16 protein-coding genes and 3 pseudogenes are annotated in these 13,616 nt (G+C 67.5%); 5 read left to right on the plus strand and 14 right to left on the minus strand.

Annotated elements, in window-relative coordinates:
- Positions 1-96: 96 nt before the first annotated feature.
- From ACZ5NW_RS08325 to ACZ5NW_RS08340, 4 genes and pseudogenes are all read right to left on the minus strand, one after another.
- Positions 97-324: pseudogene (locus ACZ5NW_RS08325) on the minus strand (helix-turn-helix domain-containing protein); the annotation flags it as partial.
- An 8-nt stretch (positions 325-332) separates the two neighbouring features.
- Positions 333-1,349 carry an NADPH:quinone oxidoreductase family protein gene (locus ACZ5NW_RS08330; protein ID WP_468742917.1) on the minus strand — a complete coding sequence of 339 codons (1,017 nt, stop codon included), beginning with the start codon at positions 1,347-1,349 and terminating at the stop codon, positions 333-335.
- Positions 1,350-1,395: 46 nt separating this feature from the next.
- Positions 1,396-1,761, minus strand: a complete 366-nt coding sequence (locus ACZ5NW_RS08335) for a MerR family transcriptional regulator (protein WP_468742918.1) — start codon at positions 1,759-1,761, stop codon at positions 1,396-1,398.
- A 219-nt stretch (positions 1,762-1,980) separates the two neighbouring features.
- A complete protein-coding gene (locus tag ACZ5NW_RS08340) occupies positions 1,981-2,373 on the minus strand; it encodes a hypothetical protein (RefSeq protein WP_468742919.1) in 393 nt (130 codons plus the stop codon).
- Positions 2,374-2,405: 32 nt separating this feature from the next.
- On the opposite strand from ACZ5NW_RS08340, the pseudogene ACZ5NW_RS08345 reads away from it, so the two are divergent.
- Positions 2,406-2,998: pseudogene (locus ACZ5NW_RS08345) on the plus strand (transposase); the annotation flags it as partial.
- Between the two features lie 68 nt (positions 2,999-3,066).
- On the opposite strand, the gene ACZ5NW_RS08350 reads toward ACZ5NW_RS08345, so the two are convergent.
- Together ACZ5NW_RS08350 and ACZ5NW_RS08355 are read right to left on the minus strand one after the other, a co-directional pair.
- Positions 3,067-3,513, minus strand: a complete 447-nt coding sequence (locus ACZ5NW_RS08350) for a hypothetical protein (protein ID WP_468742920.1) — start codon at positions 3,511-3,513, stop codon at positions 3,067-3,069.
- A 278-nt stretch (positions 3,514-3,791) separates the two neighbouring features.
- The gene (locus ACZ5NW_RS08355) at positions 3,792-4,250 is read right to left on the minus strand and encodes a hypothetical protein (RefSeq protein ID WP_468742921.1); all 459 of its coding nucleotides are present in this window, start codon (positions 4,248-4,250) and stop codon (positions 3,792-3,794) included.
- 300 nt (positions 4,251-4,550) lie between these two features.
- On the opposite strand from ACZ5NW_RS08355, the gene ACZ5NW_RS08360 reads away from it, so the two are divergent.
- Positions 4,551-4,964 carry a hypothetical protein gene (locus ACZ5NW_RS08360; RefSeq protein ID WP_468742922.1) on the plus strand — a complete coding sequence of 138 codons (414 nt, stop codon included), beginning with the start codon at positions 4,551-4,553 and terminating at the stop codon, positions 4,962-4,964.
- Between the two features lie 511 nt (positions 4,965-5,475).
- On the opposite strand, the gene ACZ5NW_RS08365 is transcribed toward ACZ5NW_RS08360, so the two are convergent.
- Together ACZ5NW_RS08365 and ACZ5NW_RS08370 are read right to left on the minus strand one after the other, a co-directional pair.
- The gene (locus ACZ5NW_RS08365) at positions 5,476-5,853 is read right to left on the minus strand and encodes a nuclear transport factor 2 family protein (RefSeq protein WP_468743019.1); all 378 of its coding nucleotides are present in this window, start codon (positions 5,851-5,853) and stop codon (positions 5,476-5,478) included.
- Between the two features lie 156 nt (positions 5,854-6,009).
- A pseudogene (locus tag ACZ5NW_RS08370) lies at positions 6,010-6,150 on the minus strand (zinc-binding dehydrogenase); the annotation flags it as partial.
- A gap of 321 nt (positions 6,151-6,471) precedes the next feature.
- On the opposite strand from ACZ5NW_RS08370, the gene ACZ5NW_RS08375 reads away from it, so the two are divergent.
- The gene (locus ACZ5NW_RS08375) at positions 6,472-6,621 is read left to right on the plus strand and encodes a hypothetical protein (protein ID WP_468742923.1); all 150 of its coding nucleotides are present in this window, start codon (positions 6,472-6,474) and stop codon (positions 6,619-6,621) included.
- Between the two features lie 379 nt (positions 6,622-7,000).
- The gene (locus ACZ5NW_RS08380) at positions 7,001-7,300 is read left to right on the plus strand and encodes a phosphatase PAP2 family protein (protein ID WP_468742924.1); all 300 of its coding nucleotides are present in this window, start codon (positions 7,001-7,003) and stop codon (positions 7,298-7,300) included.
- A gap of 71 nt (positions 7,301-7,371) precedes the next feature.
- Here the strand turns inward: ACZ5NW_RS08380 and ACZ5NW_RS08385 are convergent, their stop codons facing one another.
- Positions 7,372-7,593 carry a hypothetical protein gene (locus tag ACZ5NW_RS08385; protein ID WP_468742925.1) on the minus strand — a complete coding sequence of 74 codons (222 nt, stop codon included), beginning with the start codon at positions 7,591-7,593 and terminating at the stop codon, positions 7,372-7,374.
- A gap of 255 nt (positions 7,594-7,848) precedes the next feature.
- Between ACZ5NW_RS08385 and ACZ5NW_RS08390 the strand changes: the two genes are divergently transcribed.
- Positions 7,849-8,475 (plus strand): TetR/AcrR family transcriptional regulator, encoded by a 627-nt coding sequence (locus ACZ5NW_RS08390; protein WP_468742926.1) that lies wholly within the window; start codon positions 7,849-7,851, stop codon positions 8,473-8,475.
- A gap of 47 nt (positions 8,476-8,522) precedes the next feature.
- On the opposite strand, the gene ACZ5NW_RS08395 is transcribed toward ACZ5NW_RS08390, so the two are convergent.
- From ACZ5NW_RS08395 to ACZ5NW_RS08415, 5 genes are all read right to left on the minus strand, one after another.
- Positions 8,523-9,872 carry a ferredoxin reductase family protein gene (locus ACZ5NW_RS08395; RefSeq protein WP_468742927.1) on the minus strand — a complete coding sequence of 450 codons (1,350 nt, stop codon included), beginning with the start codon at positions 9,870-9,872 and terminating at the stop codon, positions 8,523-8,525.
- 201 nt (positions 9,873-10,073) lie between these two features.
- Positions 10,074-10,418, minus strand: a complete 345-nt coding sequence (locus ACZ5NW_RS08400) for a DoxX family protein (RefSeq protein ID WP_468742928.1) — start codon at positions 10,416-10,418, stop codon at positions 10,074-10,076.
- A 380-nt stretch (positions 10,419-10,798) separates the two neighbouring features.
- Positions 10,799-11,704, minus strand: a complete 906-nt coding sequence (locus ACZ5NW_RS08405) for a LysR family transcriptional regulator (RefSeq protein WP_468742929.1) — start codon at positions 11,702-11,704, stop codon at positions 10,799-10,801.
- A 67-nt stretch (positions 11,705-11,771) separates the two neighbouring features.
- The gene (locus tag ACZ5NW_RS08410) at positions 11,772-12,707 is read right to left on the minus strand and encodes a dihydrodipicolinate synthase family protein (RefSeq protein WP_468742930.1); all 936 of its coding nucleotides are present in this window, start codon (positions 12,705-12,707) and stop codon (positions 11,772-11,774) included.
- 38 nt (positions 12,708-12,745) lie between these two features.
- Positions 12,746-13,606: an SDR family oxidoreductase gene (locus ACZ5NW_RS08415; protein ID WP_468742931.1), complete on the minus strand. Its 861-nt coding sequence runs from the start codon at positions 13,604-13,606 to the stop codon at positions 12,746-12,748.
- Between the last annotated feature and the right edge of the window lie 10 nt (positions 13,607-13,616).

A 13,616-nucleotide genomic window follows, 5' to 3' on the forward strand; every position in this document is an offset into this window, starting at 1 on the left:
GGCGTTCACTGGGCCGTACCCGGTGGCGATCCCTTCGACCTGGAGCTCGAATGCGATCCGGGAGGCGGACCACTTCTCGGCACGGCGGAGTGCCTCGATCCTGACGACGACGTCAGAGCTCGTCGCCGTTGCCTGGCGCCTGGGTGTGGAGGAGCGGTCCAGCAGCCCGATTTCACCGTGCTGACGGTAGCGGTTGACCCATTTCGACGCGCAGGCACGGGAGATCCCCATCTCGGCTGCCACGTGGGCGATCGGGCGGTGCTGACAAAGCCGCACGAGCCGAAGGCGTCCCTCGGGGGACGCCGGAGCATTGCGGTGAAGCACAGGCGTTCCTAGCGCCAGGGATCGAGGGCCAGCTTGCCCCGGGTCCGGCCCGCTTCGAGTTGCTGGAGCACTGCCGATCCTTCGGCCAGGGGATGCACGTCGGGGGTGCCGGGCGGGTAGACGCCGTCGGCGATGAGAGCCTCGATCTCGACGAGCAACGACTCGTAGAGGGATGGGGCCGCGACCGCCAGCGCGCCGATGTGCAGGCCCTTGATCTGAACCTGGTGGGTGAAGACCAGGTCGTGCGTGGTCAGAGTGGCGTCACCGGAGGCGGCTCCGAACACGACGATGCGTCCGGTGAAGGGCTTGCTGACCGACAGGCTGGTCTCGAACGTGGCCTGGCCCACCGATTCCAGGACCAGGTCGACCCCGCCGGTCAGGCGTGTGATCTCCTCAGCCAGATCGGGGCGTCGACTGTCCAGCACCTCGTCGGCGCCGAGAGCTTTGACGGTGTCGTGCTTCTGCGGCGAGGCCGTCGCGATCACCCGCGCACCGTAGTGGCGGGCGAGGCGAACGGCAGCTTGCCCGACTCCGCCGGCCGCGGCATGAACGAGCACCGCCTCACCCGCCTTGATCTCACCCAACGGCTGCAGTGCCGCCAACGCGGTGGCCCAGTTCAGCACCAGACCGAGAGCCTGGGCATCGGTCCAGCCGGAAGGCACGGGAAGTACCCCCGCGGCCGGCATCGTCATGTATTGCGCGAAGGCGCCCGGGCCGGCTCCGACGACATGGGTACCGAGTGGCAGCGGCTTCTCGACGTCCGCGCCGACCCCCACGATCTCACCGGCCGCCTCAAAGCCCGCCACGTAGGGAGCCTGCGGGCCTCCTCCGTAGGCGCCATGGCTCTGCATGACATCGGCGAAGTTGACCCCGGCGGCGCCGACGCGGATCAGGTACTCGCCGGGCTCCGGGGCAGGGCGGCGGTGATCCGTCACCAGAGTGAGGTCCTTCGGCCCACGGCGCGAGTGCTGGACCAGCGCTCGAACGGTCGGCTCGGCGGTGTTCTGCTGCTCGTTGGTCTCCATGAACTGAACGTAGGAACCTCACACTTATGTCAAGGTCAAGCGGCCGTCAGAGATCAGTACGGCGGGCCTCTCTCAGGTAGGCATCGAGTGCCGCCTGCTGACCGCTGAGAACGGCGATGCGAGCAGCGAGCCGATCGCGATAGCCCTCCACCTCGTGCAGGAACTCCGCGCACACCACGTCGGTGCCGGCATCGGATCCGTCACTGAGGCTGGGCAGGACTTCCCTGATCAACCTCACGGGCAACCCGGACTCCAGCAGCGACCGGATGAGGAGCACCCGATCGATCGTGAACTGGCAGTAGTCACGGAACCCATTACTGAAACGCCCAGGGACAATCAAGCCCTCGTCCTCGTAATGCCGCAACGACCGCGCACTCACACCGCTGACTCTGGAGGCCTCGCCGATCTTCATACCTTCGGCCAACGTCCAGCCGCACCGCAATCTTCCGACACTCGCTGCGCGCAACTGCGCGATTCGCCGAGACGGCACGGCCATGGCCTGCTGGCCGATGCATCGGATCTTGGCGTGGCTGCTGCGGCGGGGGCGTACTGGCCGACGGCCGCGCCCGCGCGGAGACGACGGAGCCGTTCCCTGTGACACGTACCGGGGTCGGGCCCCTCGCCCGTTTGTTCAGGAAGCCCGGATCGCCCGGTCGATCTCCGCGCCGGTACGGGCCACGACGACGGGCCACTCCTCCCCGAGGGAGGCGGGCAGAAGCTCGCGGTCCTCGTCCCGCTGGATCATGGTCGGCCCGCCCGGGACGACGAGAACGGCATCCAGCCGTCGCAGCAGGACGGCCAAGAGGTCCATGATCCCGCCCCCTCCGAAGCGGTTGAAGGTGATGCCGGTCGGGTTGTTGAAGTACACACCCGCCTCCTCCCCCTCCGCCGTACTCACCAGCAGGAAGTCCGTCCCGGGATCCCGCACCACCGCATAGGGATCGAGGACCTCGTGCGCAGCCTTCATGTTCAGCGTCGCCGGCTCACCGTTCTCGAACCGGCACACGAAGATGTCAAAACTCATAGAGACCTTCCGGATGGCTCGTTGGTCCTGTTGTGGGGAAGAGGGAGTCGCGGCCCTGGATCGTCTCGGACGAACTGTGGTCGCTCCTCGTGCCGTTGCTGCCTGAGCCGGGTCCGAAGCTGGTCGAGGGCAGGCCGCGGATCCCGGACCGGCAGGCCTTGTGCGGGATCCTGTTTGTGCTGCACACGGGCATCCAGTGGGAGTACCTGCCGCAGGAGTTGGGCTTCGGCTCCGGGATGACCGGCTGGCGTGACGGCGAAGAAGCTGGACTGGTCGCGGGCGGTGGTCGACTCCTCCCACGTGCGGGCGGCCCGGCGGGGCCCAGAAGCGGCCCCGGTCCGGTCGACCGCGCACGGCCGGGCAGCAAGCACCACGTCCTCACCGACGCTCAGGGCATCCCGCTCGCAGTGTCGCTGACCGGCGGAAACCGCAACGACGTCACCCAACTTCTGCCCCTGCTCGACAAGATCCCGGCGGTTGCTCGCGGCATCGGCCCGTCATCGCCGAACGAGGCGTGGAGCATGGCTCTGGCCTGGGCATCTTCCGTTGGGTGGTCGAGCGCACGATCGCCTGGCTCCACGGTTTTCGCCGCCTGCGGATCCGATGGGAGCGACGTAACGACATCCGCCGATGGCTCTGTCTCCGGAAGCGTCGAGCGCTCAGACATAGTCAGGGCCGCTATCGGCTTGCCACTCACCCGCCTGCCTGTTCCGCTCCGGTTGCCCTGCTCAACTGGGCGGCGATACGGACGGCGGTCTTCTCCCCGGCTCGCTGCCTGATCAGACCCTCTTTGGCAGCTGCACGAAGCCAGACCTCCGAGCTGTCCCCATCGGCCTTCAGCACTCGCGCGGTCACCACTACGGGGTTCAGACCGCCGGCACCGCCGCTGGCGATGATGCGGATAGTTTCATCCTCACCAAGGCGAACTGGCACGGTCTCAATAACGTGGCCCGCCTTCCCGAGCACACCGGAGACGCGCTTCACCGCATCGTCGAAAGGCAAGGGAACAATCAGATCAACCTCATGGACGTTCTTCCTCATCAGCTTGGCCACTATCCGGACCAAGCGACCACTACCCCCACCAACTGCGCCGAGAGCAGCAAGCTCCTCAGCCAAGATCTGGTCTTCGCTCTGATCCACGGACCCACCCTCACCGACAGACCGCTCCTACCGGACGACCACATGCTGTTCCGCCCGGCAGACCATGGTGACGTATGCCGATCGTTGAAGCACGCCTCGGCTTGCCGTCACTCCGACCAGGCAGATGGCTTGACTTGTTAACCCCCTTAGATGTCTTTGATGCCCGGGATGCCCGGTCGCCTTCAGGTGAATCAGTGGCCCGCTCGAGCCCCAGGATCACAGGTTGGGAGTTGGCCGGGCTGCTCTCTTCGGTGCAGCCCGCTCGCGGCACCCTGTGGTCACCGACCTGACTGGTCCTCGTTGTCGCGCTGATCGTCGAGGCGGGCAGTCAGGTGGGGCCAGTGCTCGGACCACCGCACCACATCGCGGGCGGTCAACGACCACCGCGAACGCAGGGCTTTGTCCGGCAGGAAGCGGACGCAGGTCCCCGTGGTTCCGTCAGCTTCGACGGGCTCCAGATCGGTCACCGGGACGCCGTGCTCATAGCGCTGGCTCCAGGATCCGTTGAGACGTCGGTTGGTGTGAATCAGCCACTCGCTGAGCGCTGCGACGACGGACATGCCGCGACGCGGATGTCCGTCCGGAAGCCGCTCCGCCTCCGGGATGTCGAAGAACCGAAGATCCTTCGTGGCCATGACCGGCTTCTTCACGACTTGGCCATGCTCGTCGACGCGCGTGTCGGTGCCCCGGCCGTCATCCTTCACTGACACCGAGCCGTCGGCATGCAGCGTCACCACACACCGTCCGCCGCCCCGGCTCGCTGCCTCGTCAGCGGCGTAAGCAACGATCTCAAGAACAAGGTGTTCTGGCCCGCCCGGCGCGAACTCTGCGGATCCCTGGCGAATCCGAGCGAGATGGTCCGCGTCCACGATGTCGGCCCAGTCGTGCGTAGTGTTGACCCAAGAAGCCCTTGATCCATCCATCCGACAAGTATCCGTCGGACTGGTTCCTGTCCCATATCGCGCCGTGCCGAGGCACTCTGTCGGCACGCAGTGCAGCGGATGTGTACTGGATGCCTACCGCATTGAGGGGGAGCCATGCCGAACACGCCGGATCCGGGAACACCGGAGGCAGGGCATGAGGAGGAGCCCTGGCTCAGCAGTGACGAGGTCGCGAAGCTGTGGCCAGTGCGTAAGGACTGGCTGCCGGGTGCGGCCCATCGTGCGGATGTCCGCGTCCGCAGATCCGGCGGGGCGAGCCGGGGCACGTGGGGGGCGGAGCCGACCTTCTATCACTTCCACCCAGAGGACGTACGCAGGGCCGCGCCTGCCATCGCCGAGGGACACGTCGATATCCCGTCAAAGTGGCGCACCGACACTCCCGACGGTCGGCGGACAGAGTTCTGGGGCACGCTGAGTGCCCGTGTCGCCGGCACGCTCTTCCTCGTGGTCTTCGTGTGCGGGCTCTTCCTCCTCTTGGGAACAGTGATCTTCCTACTGACAGTGGAATGACCACCAGCGCCGTGGCCGCCGGGCAGCGCTCTTGTGAACGGAGCCAGTCGCGGTAGTGGTGACTGGAAGGCCGCTGAATCAGCATGGTGACAAGCCGCTTGCCTCATCGGTGACAACCACGCTGCTTTGTTCGGTCTCGTTCGCCACGTCATCCGCCGGCGCTCTGTCCGCCGTGCCGTTCCCCGCGCGGCCACACCCCGCGAGCCGGTTGACCACGCCCGCATCGGCCGGCGGTAGCGCGTCGCCGGGCGAAAGGGATGACCGCGGCCGCCGTCGCGGCGGCCCCTCAAAGAAGCCCCGTAGGCACTGCACCGCTACTGCGCTGAAAACCAACGCCCGTCACCCAGACGTACTCACCGCCCCTCGCAACGAACGCGCCGACGTCCGCAGCGAGAAGGGCATTCGCTGGGGCGGGCGGCCCCCTCAACACCGCAGCCTGACCCACCACATACCGAAGCCCCGAGCGCCGAAAGGGGCAAGTTCAGGAGAAGGACAGCTACAGCGGGATGACTCAGGAGGCGGACGGTTCGATCTCCCCCGCGAAGACGATGATCTGGTCGATGAGGCTCCGCCGCAGATGGACGATGTCCGTTCCCGCCAGGCGGGGACCTCCATCCGGCGTGGTGAAGACCCACTGGTACCGGGCCCACTCGTCAGGCATGTCCACCGCCGAGCAGCGCACCATCGTGCCGGTCCCTGCCGGGTGGCGCCGGATGTCCAGCACGAACCGTTCGACCGCCGCGATGCCTTCGCTGCGACCCAGCGGCCCCCAGAAGACCACGTCTGAGGTCAGAGCCTGGGCGAGCAGGGCAGTCACATAGCTGTCGTCCGAGGCGTTGAACGCGGAGATGAACGTGTCGATCGCGGATCGTGCAATCTCTTCCTGCATGCCCCAGTAATACCAGCCGATTCGCGTGCGCTCGTCCCGCGAGCCGCCTTCCGAGATCGAGTCGGGCAGGGGGACGACGCCCCCCGCGCTCACCAGGGCGTACTCGGCCCACCCACCGTCGAAGTCGACCCCACCTTGACCAGCACCTGTCCCGGGCCCGGGGGCCCGCAGCAGCTGCACCGCGTGGATGCCCAGACCTCCGATCCCCCACACACCCGCTGCCTCGCCCGGCCGGATGTCCGCGGTGCGGACGATGGCGTCCCAAGGAGTCGACACGGCATCGGGGATGATCGCCGCCTATGTCGGCGCCTTCCCGATCGTGGCGGCCGACCCGGCCCCGGCGGCGCGTGAGCGCGCTCGGCGGATGGGGGCAGACCTCGGACTCCGCGGACCCCACCTTCCGCGAGCAGGTGCTCGACATCACCAAGGGCTGCGGACTGAACGCCGCCTTCGACTTCGCCGGTGTCTCGGCGGTCCACGAGCAGGCGCTGACCGTTCTGGGGCCGGGGGGGCGTCCTGGTCGGGCTGTCCGGGCGTCCCCTCGCCTTCAGCGACAGCACCACCTTCAGCTACCTGAAGCACCAGGTCAGGGGGCACTTCGGCACGGAACTCGACTCGGTGCCGCGGCTCGTGGACCTGGTGGCAGGCGGGCGCCTCGACTTCTCCGCTTCCGTCACGGAGGTGCTGCCCCTGGAACAGGCGAAGGTGGCCGTGCAGCGCTTGCACACCAAGGAAGGCAATCCGATCAGGCTGGTCCTTCAGCCCTGACCTGCACATGACGGTCGGACGCGTCTGACCTTTTGCACGACGCAAGCTTCGGTGCCCCTGGGAAGGGCGCCGAAGCTTGCGTCGTCATACCTGTCTGGTGGCTGTCCGGGACTGTGCTGCGCCCCCGGAAGGCGATAGTGACATCGTCGGCCGCTGGTTCAGGGCACAGGGTCTCCAAGAGTCGCACAGTTCTTCCAGTGAGGGTCTGGGCTGGGCGAGGGCTCGTCGAAGGGCGGAGAGCCCCTTGTCGGGTCGCGATCCCGGGTTGCGAAGAGGCCGTCGGTGAACAATGCAAGCAGGCTTCCTGCGGGCAGGGAGATCTCCCTCGCCTCGAAGGGCGGGCTGCGCGGCGCCACCGTCAGCGCGGCGGCGTCGTCACGTGGGGGACATCGGCGGGGGAGAGGTCGGGGCGGGCCTCGGACGCCACCGGGACGGTGCCGCCGTCATTGATCACCCAGGACTGGATCACGAGCACATCAAGCCCGGCGCCCAAGGCCCCTACTCCTATCCCTCCCGGCACGCCGCCGGCTCCGCCGCGGCTGTCACCTTCCTCAGCGTCCTCTTCCCGCACCGGGCCGAGGACTACGAGTGGATGCGAGCCGAAGTCCTCTACTCCCGCCTCTACATGGCCGCCCACGTCACCAGCGACCTCACCGAACTCGCCATCAGCGGCCACTGACCAGCGGACCCACAGCTCGCCAAAAGGGCGGAGGGCAGGGTCCACGACACGGGCGCGGCACGATCGCCGGGTCAGGTGGCGCTCTTCTTGTGGCGACGTCCGGCGCGGGCGAGGGCGTCGATGAGCTCCTCCCGGCTCATTTTGGAGCGGCCGGTGATGTCAGACTCGGCAGCCCGCTGATACAGCTCCGCCTTGCTCAGCTGCCGCAGCTCGCTGTTGCCGGCGTCTTCGGTGACGGCGCGCTCTCCGCCTTCCGTCTGTGACTGAGCGCGATAGGTGGCCCGGCTGGACAACTGCGATGCTCAGTTCCCTAAGAGCGAGCCGCGCTGGAGGAGCCGGCGCGGACGGTATCGGAGCGTTCGCCGACCGCTGACGAGCGGTCGTCGATGGGCTGATCGAAGGGGCCGCCGCTCCATGCCCAACGGCGATATTCATACTGGATACGGTGTTGCTGTTATGGTGCTGGCTGAGGAGGTGGACGTTCAGTGGCAGCAGCTGGTCCTGTGCGAGCGACCACGGCATCGGGTCGGGGCCCAGGGCGTCCACCCGTGCCGCTGGAGCGCATCGTCTCTACCGCACTTCGGATCGTGGACGAGGAAGGGGCCGACGCTCTCTCGATGCGGACGCTGGCCCAGCGCCTGGGCTCGGGCACGGCGACGCTGTACCGGCATTTCGACAACCGGGCAGCGTTGGTCGCCCATGTCGTGGACCGCATGTTCGGCGCCGTGGAACTGAAGGGTGACGAACTCCTTGCGATGGGTTGGCAGCAAGCGCTGCGGACGGTCGCGCACACCATGTTCGAGGCTCTGGCCCGGCACCGGAACGCTGCGCGCCTGATGGTCGAAGAGATTCCCCTGGGGCCGAACGCCATGGCGCTGCGGGAGCACTGTGTCGCGGCGCTGCTCGACAGCGGCTTCCCGCCGCGAATGGCCGCACACGCCTTTGCCACCCTCTCCCGCTATGTCCTCGGATTCGCCATACAGGTCAACGGTCATGGCGGCGGCGGGCAACTCGACGACGCACAAGCGTCCGCCGTCTTTCAGAGCGTCGATCCAGCCTTGTTCCCGGCAACAGCCACCGTCGCCGAGTCGATGCCCGTTCCGATCGAGGACGAGTTCTCCTTCGGACTCGAACTCCTTCTCAGCGGGCTTGCCCACCTGCGCGACGACGCCTGACCAGCCAGGACGATGCGAACCTGAGGCCGCCCGCCTGCGGCGGCCCGTCAGCGGAAGGCGAAGTGCTCGGCGTGCAGATGCTGGCGGGGGACGCCCTGGCGGTGGAGGGCGCGAGTGAGGTTTTCGATCATGGAGGCGGGGCCGCAGAGGAAGACGTGCGTGTCGGGGGTGATCGGTCCGGCCTCGGCCTGGATTCTTTCGGCGGTCAGACGGCCGTGGCTGCGGCTGAACGTCGGGTGGAGCCGGAACTCGGGGCGCTGTGCAGCCGCTGCGGCGAGTTCCGGGAGGAACGGCGCGTCTTCGGCGGTGGGGGTGCAGTAGAAGAGGTCGGTGCGGGGCGGGGCTGCACCGTGGTGGGTGAGCCAGCCGAGGAAGGGCGCGATACCGATGCCCCCCGCGATCCATATCTGCCGGGGTCCGCCGAGGGTGTGGTCGAACATGCCGTAAGGACCCTTGAGGGTTGCGGGATGTCCTTCACTTAGGTCCGTGTAGAGGCGGCGTGTACCGCGGCCCAGGGCGCGGATGGTGAGGCGCACCGAGCCGTCGGCCTGCGTTCCCGCGACGCTGAAGGGGTGTTCGTGCCAGCCGCCGGCCCGCAGGTAGACGAACTGGCCCCCGGTCACGGGAAGCGTCGTCCCGCCGGTGGGCGTGAGGGTGAGGTCGAGGATGTCGGGTGTCGGCCGCTCGACACGGTGGACGGTGTAGTCCGCCCGGGGTTCCCTGTGTCGTAGCACCAGTTCGTCGTAGGCGTAGGCGGTCATGCCGATGGTGGCCATGCTGACGTAGATCGCCAGGAGGGGCGCGGATCCGTCGATGATGAGATCGAGGAACCAGCCGTGCACCAGCGCCGACAGGAGCAGCAGGCCGGTGAGGCGATGCAGGAACAGCCAGCGCTCGTAGGGCAGTCGGAGGATGCGGCCGACCTGGCCGAGTGAGATGAGGACGAGCAGCAGCAGGCCGATGGCGGAGACGGCGCCGAGGAGATGGCCCATCCCTACCGACGCGGCCCGGTGGGCGTAGCCGAACCGGCTCCCGTCGAAACCGGAGAAGAAGTGGAGCAGCAGGTGGGGGGTGAGCAGGAGAATGGACCATACGGCGTACAGCTTGTGCTGACGGTACATGCGGTCCAGGCCGCCGAACCATTGCTCCAGCCACATCAGGCGGGTGGCCAGCACCAGGGTGCAGGACATCAGGTAGACGGACAGGACGCCGGCGAACTCGCCGACGAAATAGACAGCGCTGAGGCCCTCGGGCCTGAGCCAGTCCCAGGCCAGATAGAGCATGACCGCTCCGGTCGTGACCGACAGGGGTCCGACGTGGCGCTTCTTCAGGCGTGCGTCCAAGGGGGCGCGTGCGATCCGGATGGCGTAGATCGCTATCACGATCAGGACGGGCATCGTCTACCCCTCGGGGGTGGGCACGGTGGACGAAGGGGCGCTGGTGAAGGCAGGGCGGACCGCGCGGTCGCGGTTTGAGCGCCCTTGAGCCCAGGTGGCTGCGTTTCCTGCGACCTCCAATATTGGCTACAACGTAGCCGTTTAGCCGGTTCGGGTCCAGTGTGCGATCGGATACCCGTTTGCCAGCCCATCCGCAGCGCTTCAGGCGAACAAGGCCGCGAGGTATGAGGCGACCAGCACCGCGCACACGATGGCGGGCGCGATTTTGGCAACCGGGTCGCCGTTGCGCAGGTGTACGACCACGGCTCCGGCGAGCAGCAGGAGAAGCCCGGTCCCCGCGAGGCCGCCGAGCGGCGGCATGGCGAGGCCGAGCACCACGCCGGCGACTCCTGCCAGTTGCAGCACGCCGATGCGGCGGTAGGCGGCGACGGAGAAGCCGGTCTCGGCGGCCAGCTCGCGCGCCTTCGGCAATGCGAGTGTATTGAGCACTCCGCTCGCCCCGAAGATCAGGGTGATGGCGCAGGCGAGGGTGATGGTGAGGACCATGAGGTATCTCCAGGGTGTCGGCGTCGTGGCGGCATGGGCGCCAAGGGTGACGGCCTGATGGCGGGCGGGTCGTCGCGAGACCGTTATGGGATACGTCGGGCGCGGTCGAGTTGCCGGCCGGGTGCATCGCTCGGCGCCCAGGCGGGCGCAGCGGCTCAGTCTAGCGCAATAACGGAAACAGTGTAACCGTTATGAGGGTCGGCTTCGGAGTGGGTTCGCGGTGTCGTGGGCGTCACGACGTTCACGCAGCCGGTCGTCTTGGTATTGGCCCGCAGGCTGATTGACATTCCGGGGAGAACTGAGTGGCCGTTGGCGCTGATCACTCAGATGCGGGAACAGCACCCTCAATCGCAGAGCAAGTGTTGATTCTTTACGGGCCCTTAGAAGCGGAGTGCTCCTTCGGGCAGATCTCGCTCCGCGGTCAGCGGCAACTCCAAAGTCGTGAGCATGTCCCGGTATCGCTCCGCCAGTTGGGAGGGGAGCTTTCTGCTGAACACCACCAGTTCCCGGAAATAGCCGGGCCCGATCCGCCGGGCGTGCCTCGACCAGCGCAGCGGCACCGCGTTCTCCGGTGTCACCGTCACGCCGATCCCCTCGACCGCGAACAGGAGCGCTGCGGAGACCTGGCCCGTGCGTGCGACGGCGCGCGGCGTGAACCCGAGGTGCCCTGCCAGGCGGTCCACCACTTCGCTCATGCCCTGTTCCTGCTCGTAGAGCACCCAGTCGGCAGCGGCCAGTTCGGCCGGATCAGCCGCTGTCCCCGCCGGGTATTCGGCCGAGCCGGTCACCACCATCTCCTCGTATCCCAGGGAGATGACGGGCCCCTCCCAGGGGGCGGGCCGTGGACCGACCGCGATGTCGCCCTGGCCACTGCGCATGGCCTCTTCGAGGTCCCGGCGGTGGGAGTAGTCGTGCAGTCTCAGCACAGTGGAGGGGTACGTCGAGTGCCAGCGCGCCGCGGACGGCGGCAGGATCCCCGAGGCGACGGACCGTACGGTCAGCACGTGGACGTCGCCCTGACGGCCCTCCACCACCTCGCGCACCGAGTCCCGCGCGTCCTGAACCGCACGGACGACGTCCTGCGCGCGGGGCAGAAAGACACGGCCCGCGGGAGTCAGCGTCACCCCTTGCCGGCCGCGCTCCAGGAGCACCGCGCCCAGCTCCTTCTCCAGGGCCCCGATCTGCTGGGAGAGCGAAGGCTGCGTGACATAGAGCCGCGCAGCCGCTCCGCTGAAGGAGCCCGCCTCCCAGACCGCGAGGAAGTACTCGAGCTGACGTAGCTGCATGTGATCAAGTTACTCGGCCGAGCGTTGCCCTCGTGACCCCACTCCGACGAGGGCTGTTATCTGCGCGTCATGCCGTGAGTGTGACCCTGCTGTCCTTGCGGGTGAGCCGGGACAGCAAGTAGTCGACCTCGGTGCGGGCGCGCGACGAGAGCACGCCCCCGGGCTTGCGCTGGGTGTCGGAGGCCAGGATTCCGCGGCGCTTCATGACGTACTTGCGTACGGCCAGGCCGATGCCCGGCTGCTGTTCGTAGCGCAGCAGGGGCAGGTGGGCGTCGAAGACGTCATGGGCGGCGTCACGATCGCCGACGGCGGTGTGGCGCACCACGTCCACGAGGAGCTCGGGAACGCAATAGCCCGTCATCGCTCCGTCGGCTCCGCGTTCGGTCTCGAAGTCCAGGAACAGGCCGCCGTTTCCGCACAGGATCGACAGGCGGGGCATGGCTCCATCGGCTTCGAGCTGCCGGAGCGCGCTGATCTTCTCCAGGCCCGGCCAGTCCTCGTGCTTGAGCATCACGCACCCTGGCACGGCGTTCGCAATGCGGGCGATGACGGCAGGGGACATGATCACGGAGAACGACAGCGGATAGTCCTGGATCACGAACGGCACGTCCGCGCCGATGGCGCCCGCCGCTCCCTCGTAGTAGCTCACGATCTGGTCGTCGGTCCGCAGCGTGTTCGGCGGGGCGATCATGACGCCGTCGGCACCGGCTGACATGACATCGACCGTGAGAGCCCGCATGGCGGCGTAGCCGGGTGCGGAGACCCCCACGACGATCGGCAGATCGGTGCGCTTGAGGACGTGCTGGACGATGCGCACGCTTTCCTCGTGGGACAGCTTGGGTGCTTCGCCCATCTGGCCCAGGAGGGTCAGTCCGGTGACGCCGACGTCTCCGTAGAAGTCGACGAGTCTGCTGAGTGAGTCGAAATCGATTCCGCCTTCCTCGTCGAAGGGCGTCGGTGCGATGGCGAAAACACCATGGGTATTGCGGTCCAGGGATGCCATTGTTCTGCCTCCTCAGAAGTCCGATGTCTTTTTCAGATTCAGAGGCTGGCGATGAGTCCGCCGTCGATGCGAATGACCGAGCCTGTGATGTAAGAGGCCGGGACGCTTGCGAGGAAGGCGACGGCGGCGGCGTATTCCTGCGGGTCGCCGTAGCGGCCCACGGGGATTGACGCCACGCTCTCGGCGGACGTCTCCGCGACGGACTTGCCCTCTCGATGGGCCTTGGCCTGGTCGAGGTACTTGATCCGCTGGGTGCCGATCCGTCCCGGAACGACCACGTTGCAGGTGACGCCCTCGGCCGCGACTTCCTGGGCCAGCGTCTTGGACCAGCCGAGCAGGCTGCTCCGCAAGGCGTTCGACAGCCCCAGGTTCGGGATGGGGGCGATCACCCCCGAGCTGGCGCTGGTGATGATCCTGCCCCAGCCGCGGCTGCGCATCAGCGGCACGACCCTGTCCGTGATCGCGATGACGGACAGCACCATGGACTGGAAGTGCTTCAGCCAGAGTTCAGGGTCCTGCCCCGCAACCGGCGAGGGCGGCGGCCCTCCTGTGTTGTTGACCAGGATGTCCACGGGACCGAGCGCCCCTTCGACTGCCGTGATGTGCTGGTCGATCGCGCCCAGGTCCGCGAGATCCCATTCCAGGGGCACGGCCTTCCCGCCGGCGTCGGCCACCGCCTCGGTGGTGCGCCCTGCGGCCTGTGGGCTGATGTCCGCGACGGCTACAGCGGCGCCTTCCGCGGCGAGAGTCTGGGCGATCGCGCCGCCGAGACCCCCACCTCCGCCCAGTACGAGCGCGGTCTTGCCCGAAATTCCCAGATCCACAGCTTTGCTCCTCGGGCGGTGGCCCCGTTCGTCGTTTCCAAGCGACACTGCCACGAAGTCGTGATGGGTCTCCAATAAGAATCTC

This window comes from Streptomyces sp. NPDC032126, assembly GCF_055580085.1.

What these genes read in the sequence shown, in the direction of transcription:
- ACZ5NW_RS08330 (WP_468742917.1), bottom strand. Translation starts at nt 1,349, where the DNA reads ATGGAGACCAACGAGCAGCAGAACACCGCCGAGCCGACCGTTCGAGCG.
- ACZ5NW_RS08335 (WP_468742918.1), bottom strand. Translation starts at nt 1,761, where the DNA reads ATGAAGATCGGCGAGGCCTCCAGAGTCAGCGGTGTGAGTGCGCGGTCG.
- ACZ5NW_RS08340 (WP_468742919.1), bottom strand. Translation starts at nt 2,373, where the DNA reads ATGAGTTTTGACATCTTCGTGTGCCGGTTCGAGAACGGTGAGCCGGCG.
- ACZ5NW_RS08360 (WP_468742922.1), top strand. Translation starts at nt 4,551, where the DNA reads ATGCCGAACACGCCGGATCCGGGAACACCGGAGGCAGGGCATGAGGAG.
- ACZ5NW_RS08365 (WP_468743019.1), bottom strand. Translation starts at nt 5,853, where the DNA reads ATGCAGGAAGAGATTGCACGATCCGCGATCGACACGTTCATCTCCGCG.
- ACZ5NW_RS08395 (WP_468742927.1), bottom strand. Translation starts at nt 9,872, where the DNA reads ATGCCCGTCCTGATCGTGATAGCGATCTACGCCATCCGGATCGCACGC.
- ACZ5NW_RS08400 (WP_468742928.1), bottom strand. Translation starts at nt 10,418, where the DNA reads ATGGTCCTCACCATCACCCTCGCCTGCGCCATCACCCTGATCTTCGGG.
- ACZ5NW_RS08405 (WP_468742929.1), bottom strand. Translation starts at nt 11,704, where the DNA reads ATGCAGCTACGTCAGCTCGAGTACTTCCTCGCGGTCTGGGAGGCGGGC.
- ACZ5NW_RS08410 (WP_468742930.1), bottom strand. Translation starts at nt 12,707, where the DNA reads ATGGCATCCCTGGACCGCAATACCCATGGTGTTTTCGCCATCGCACCG.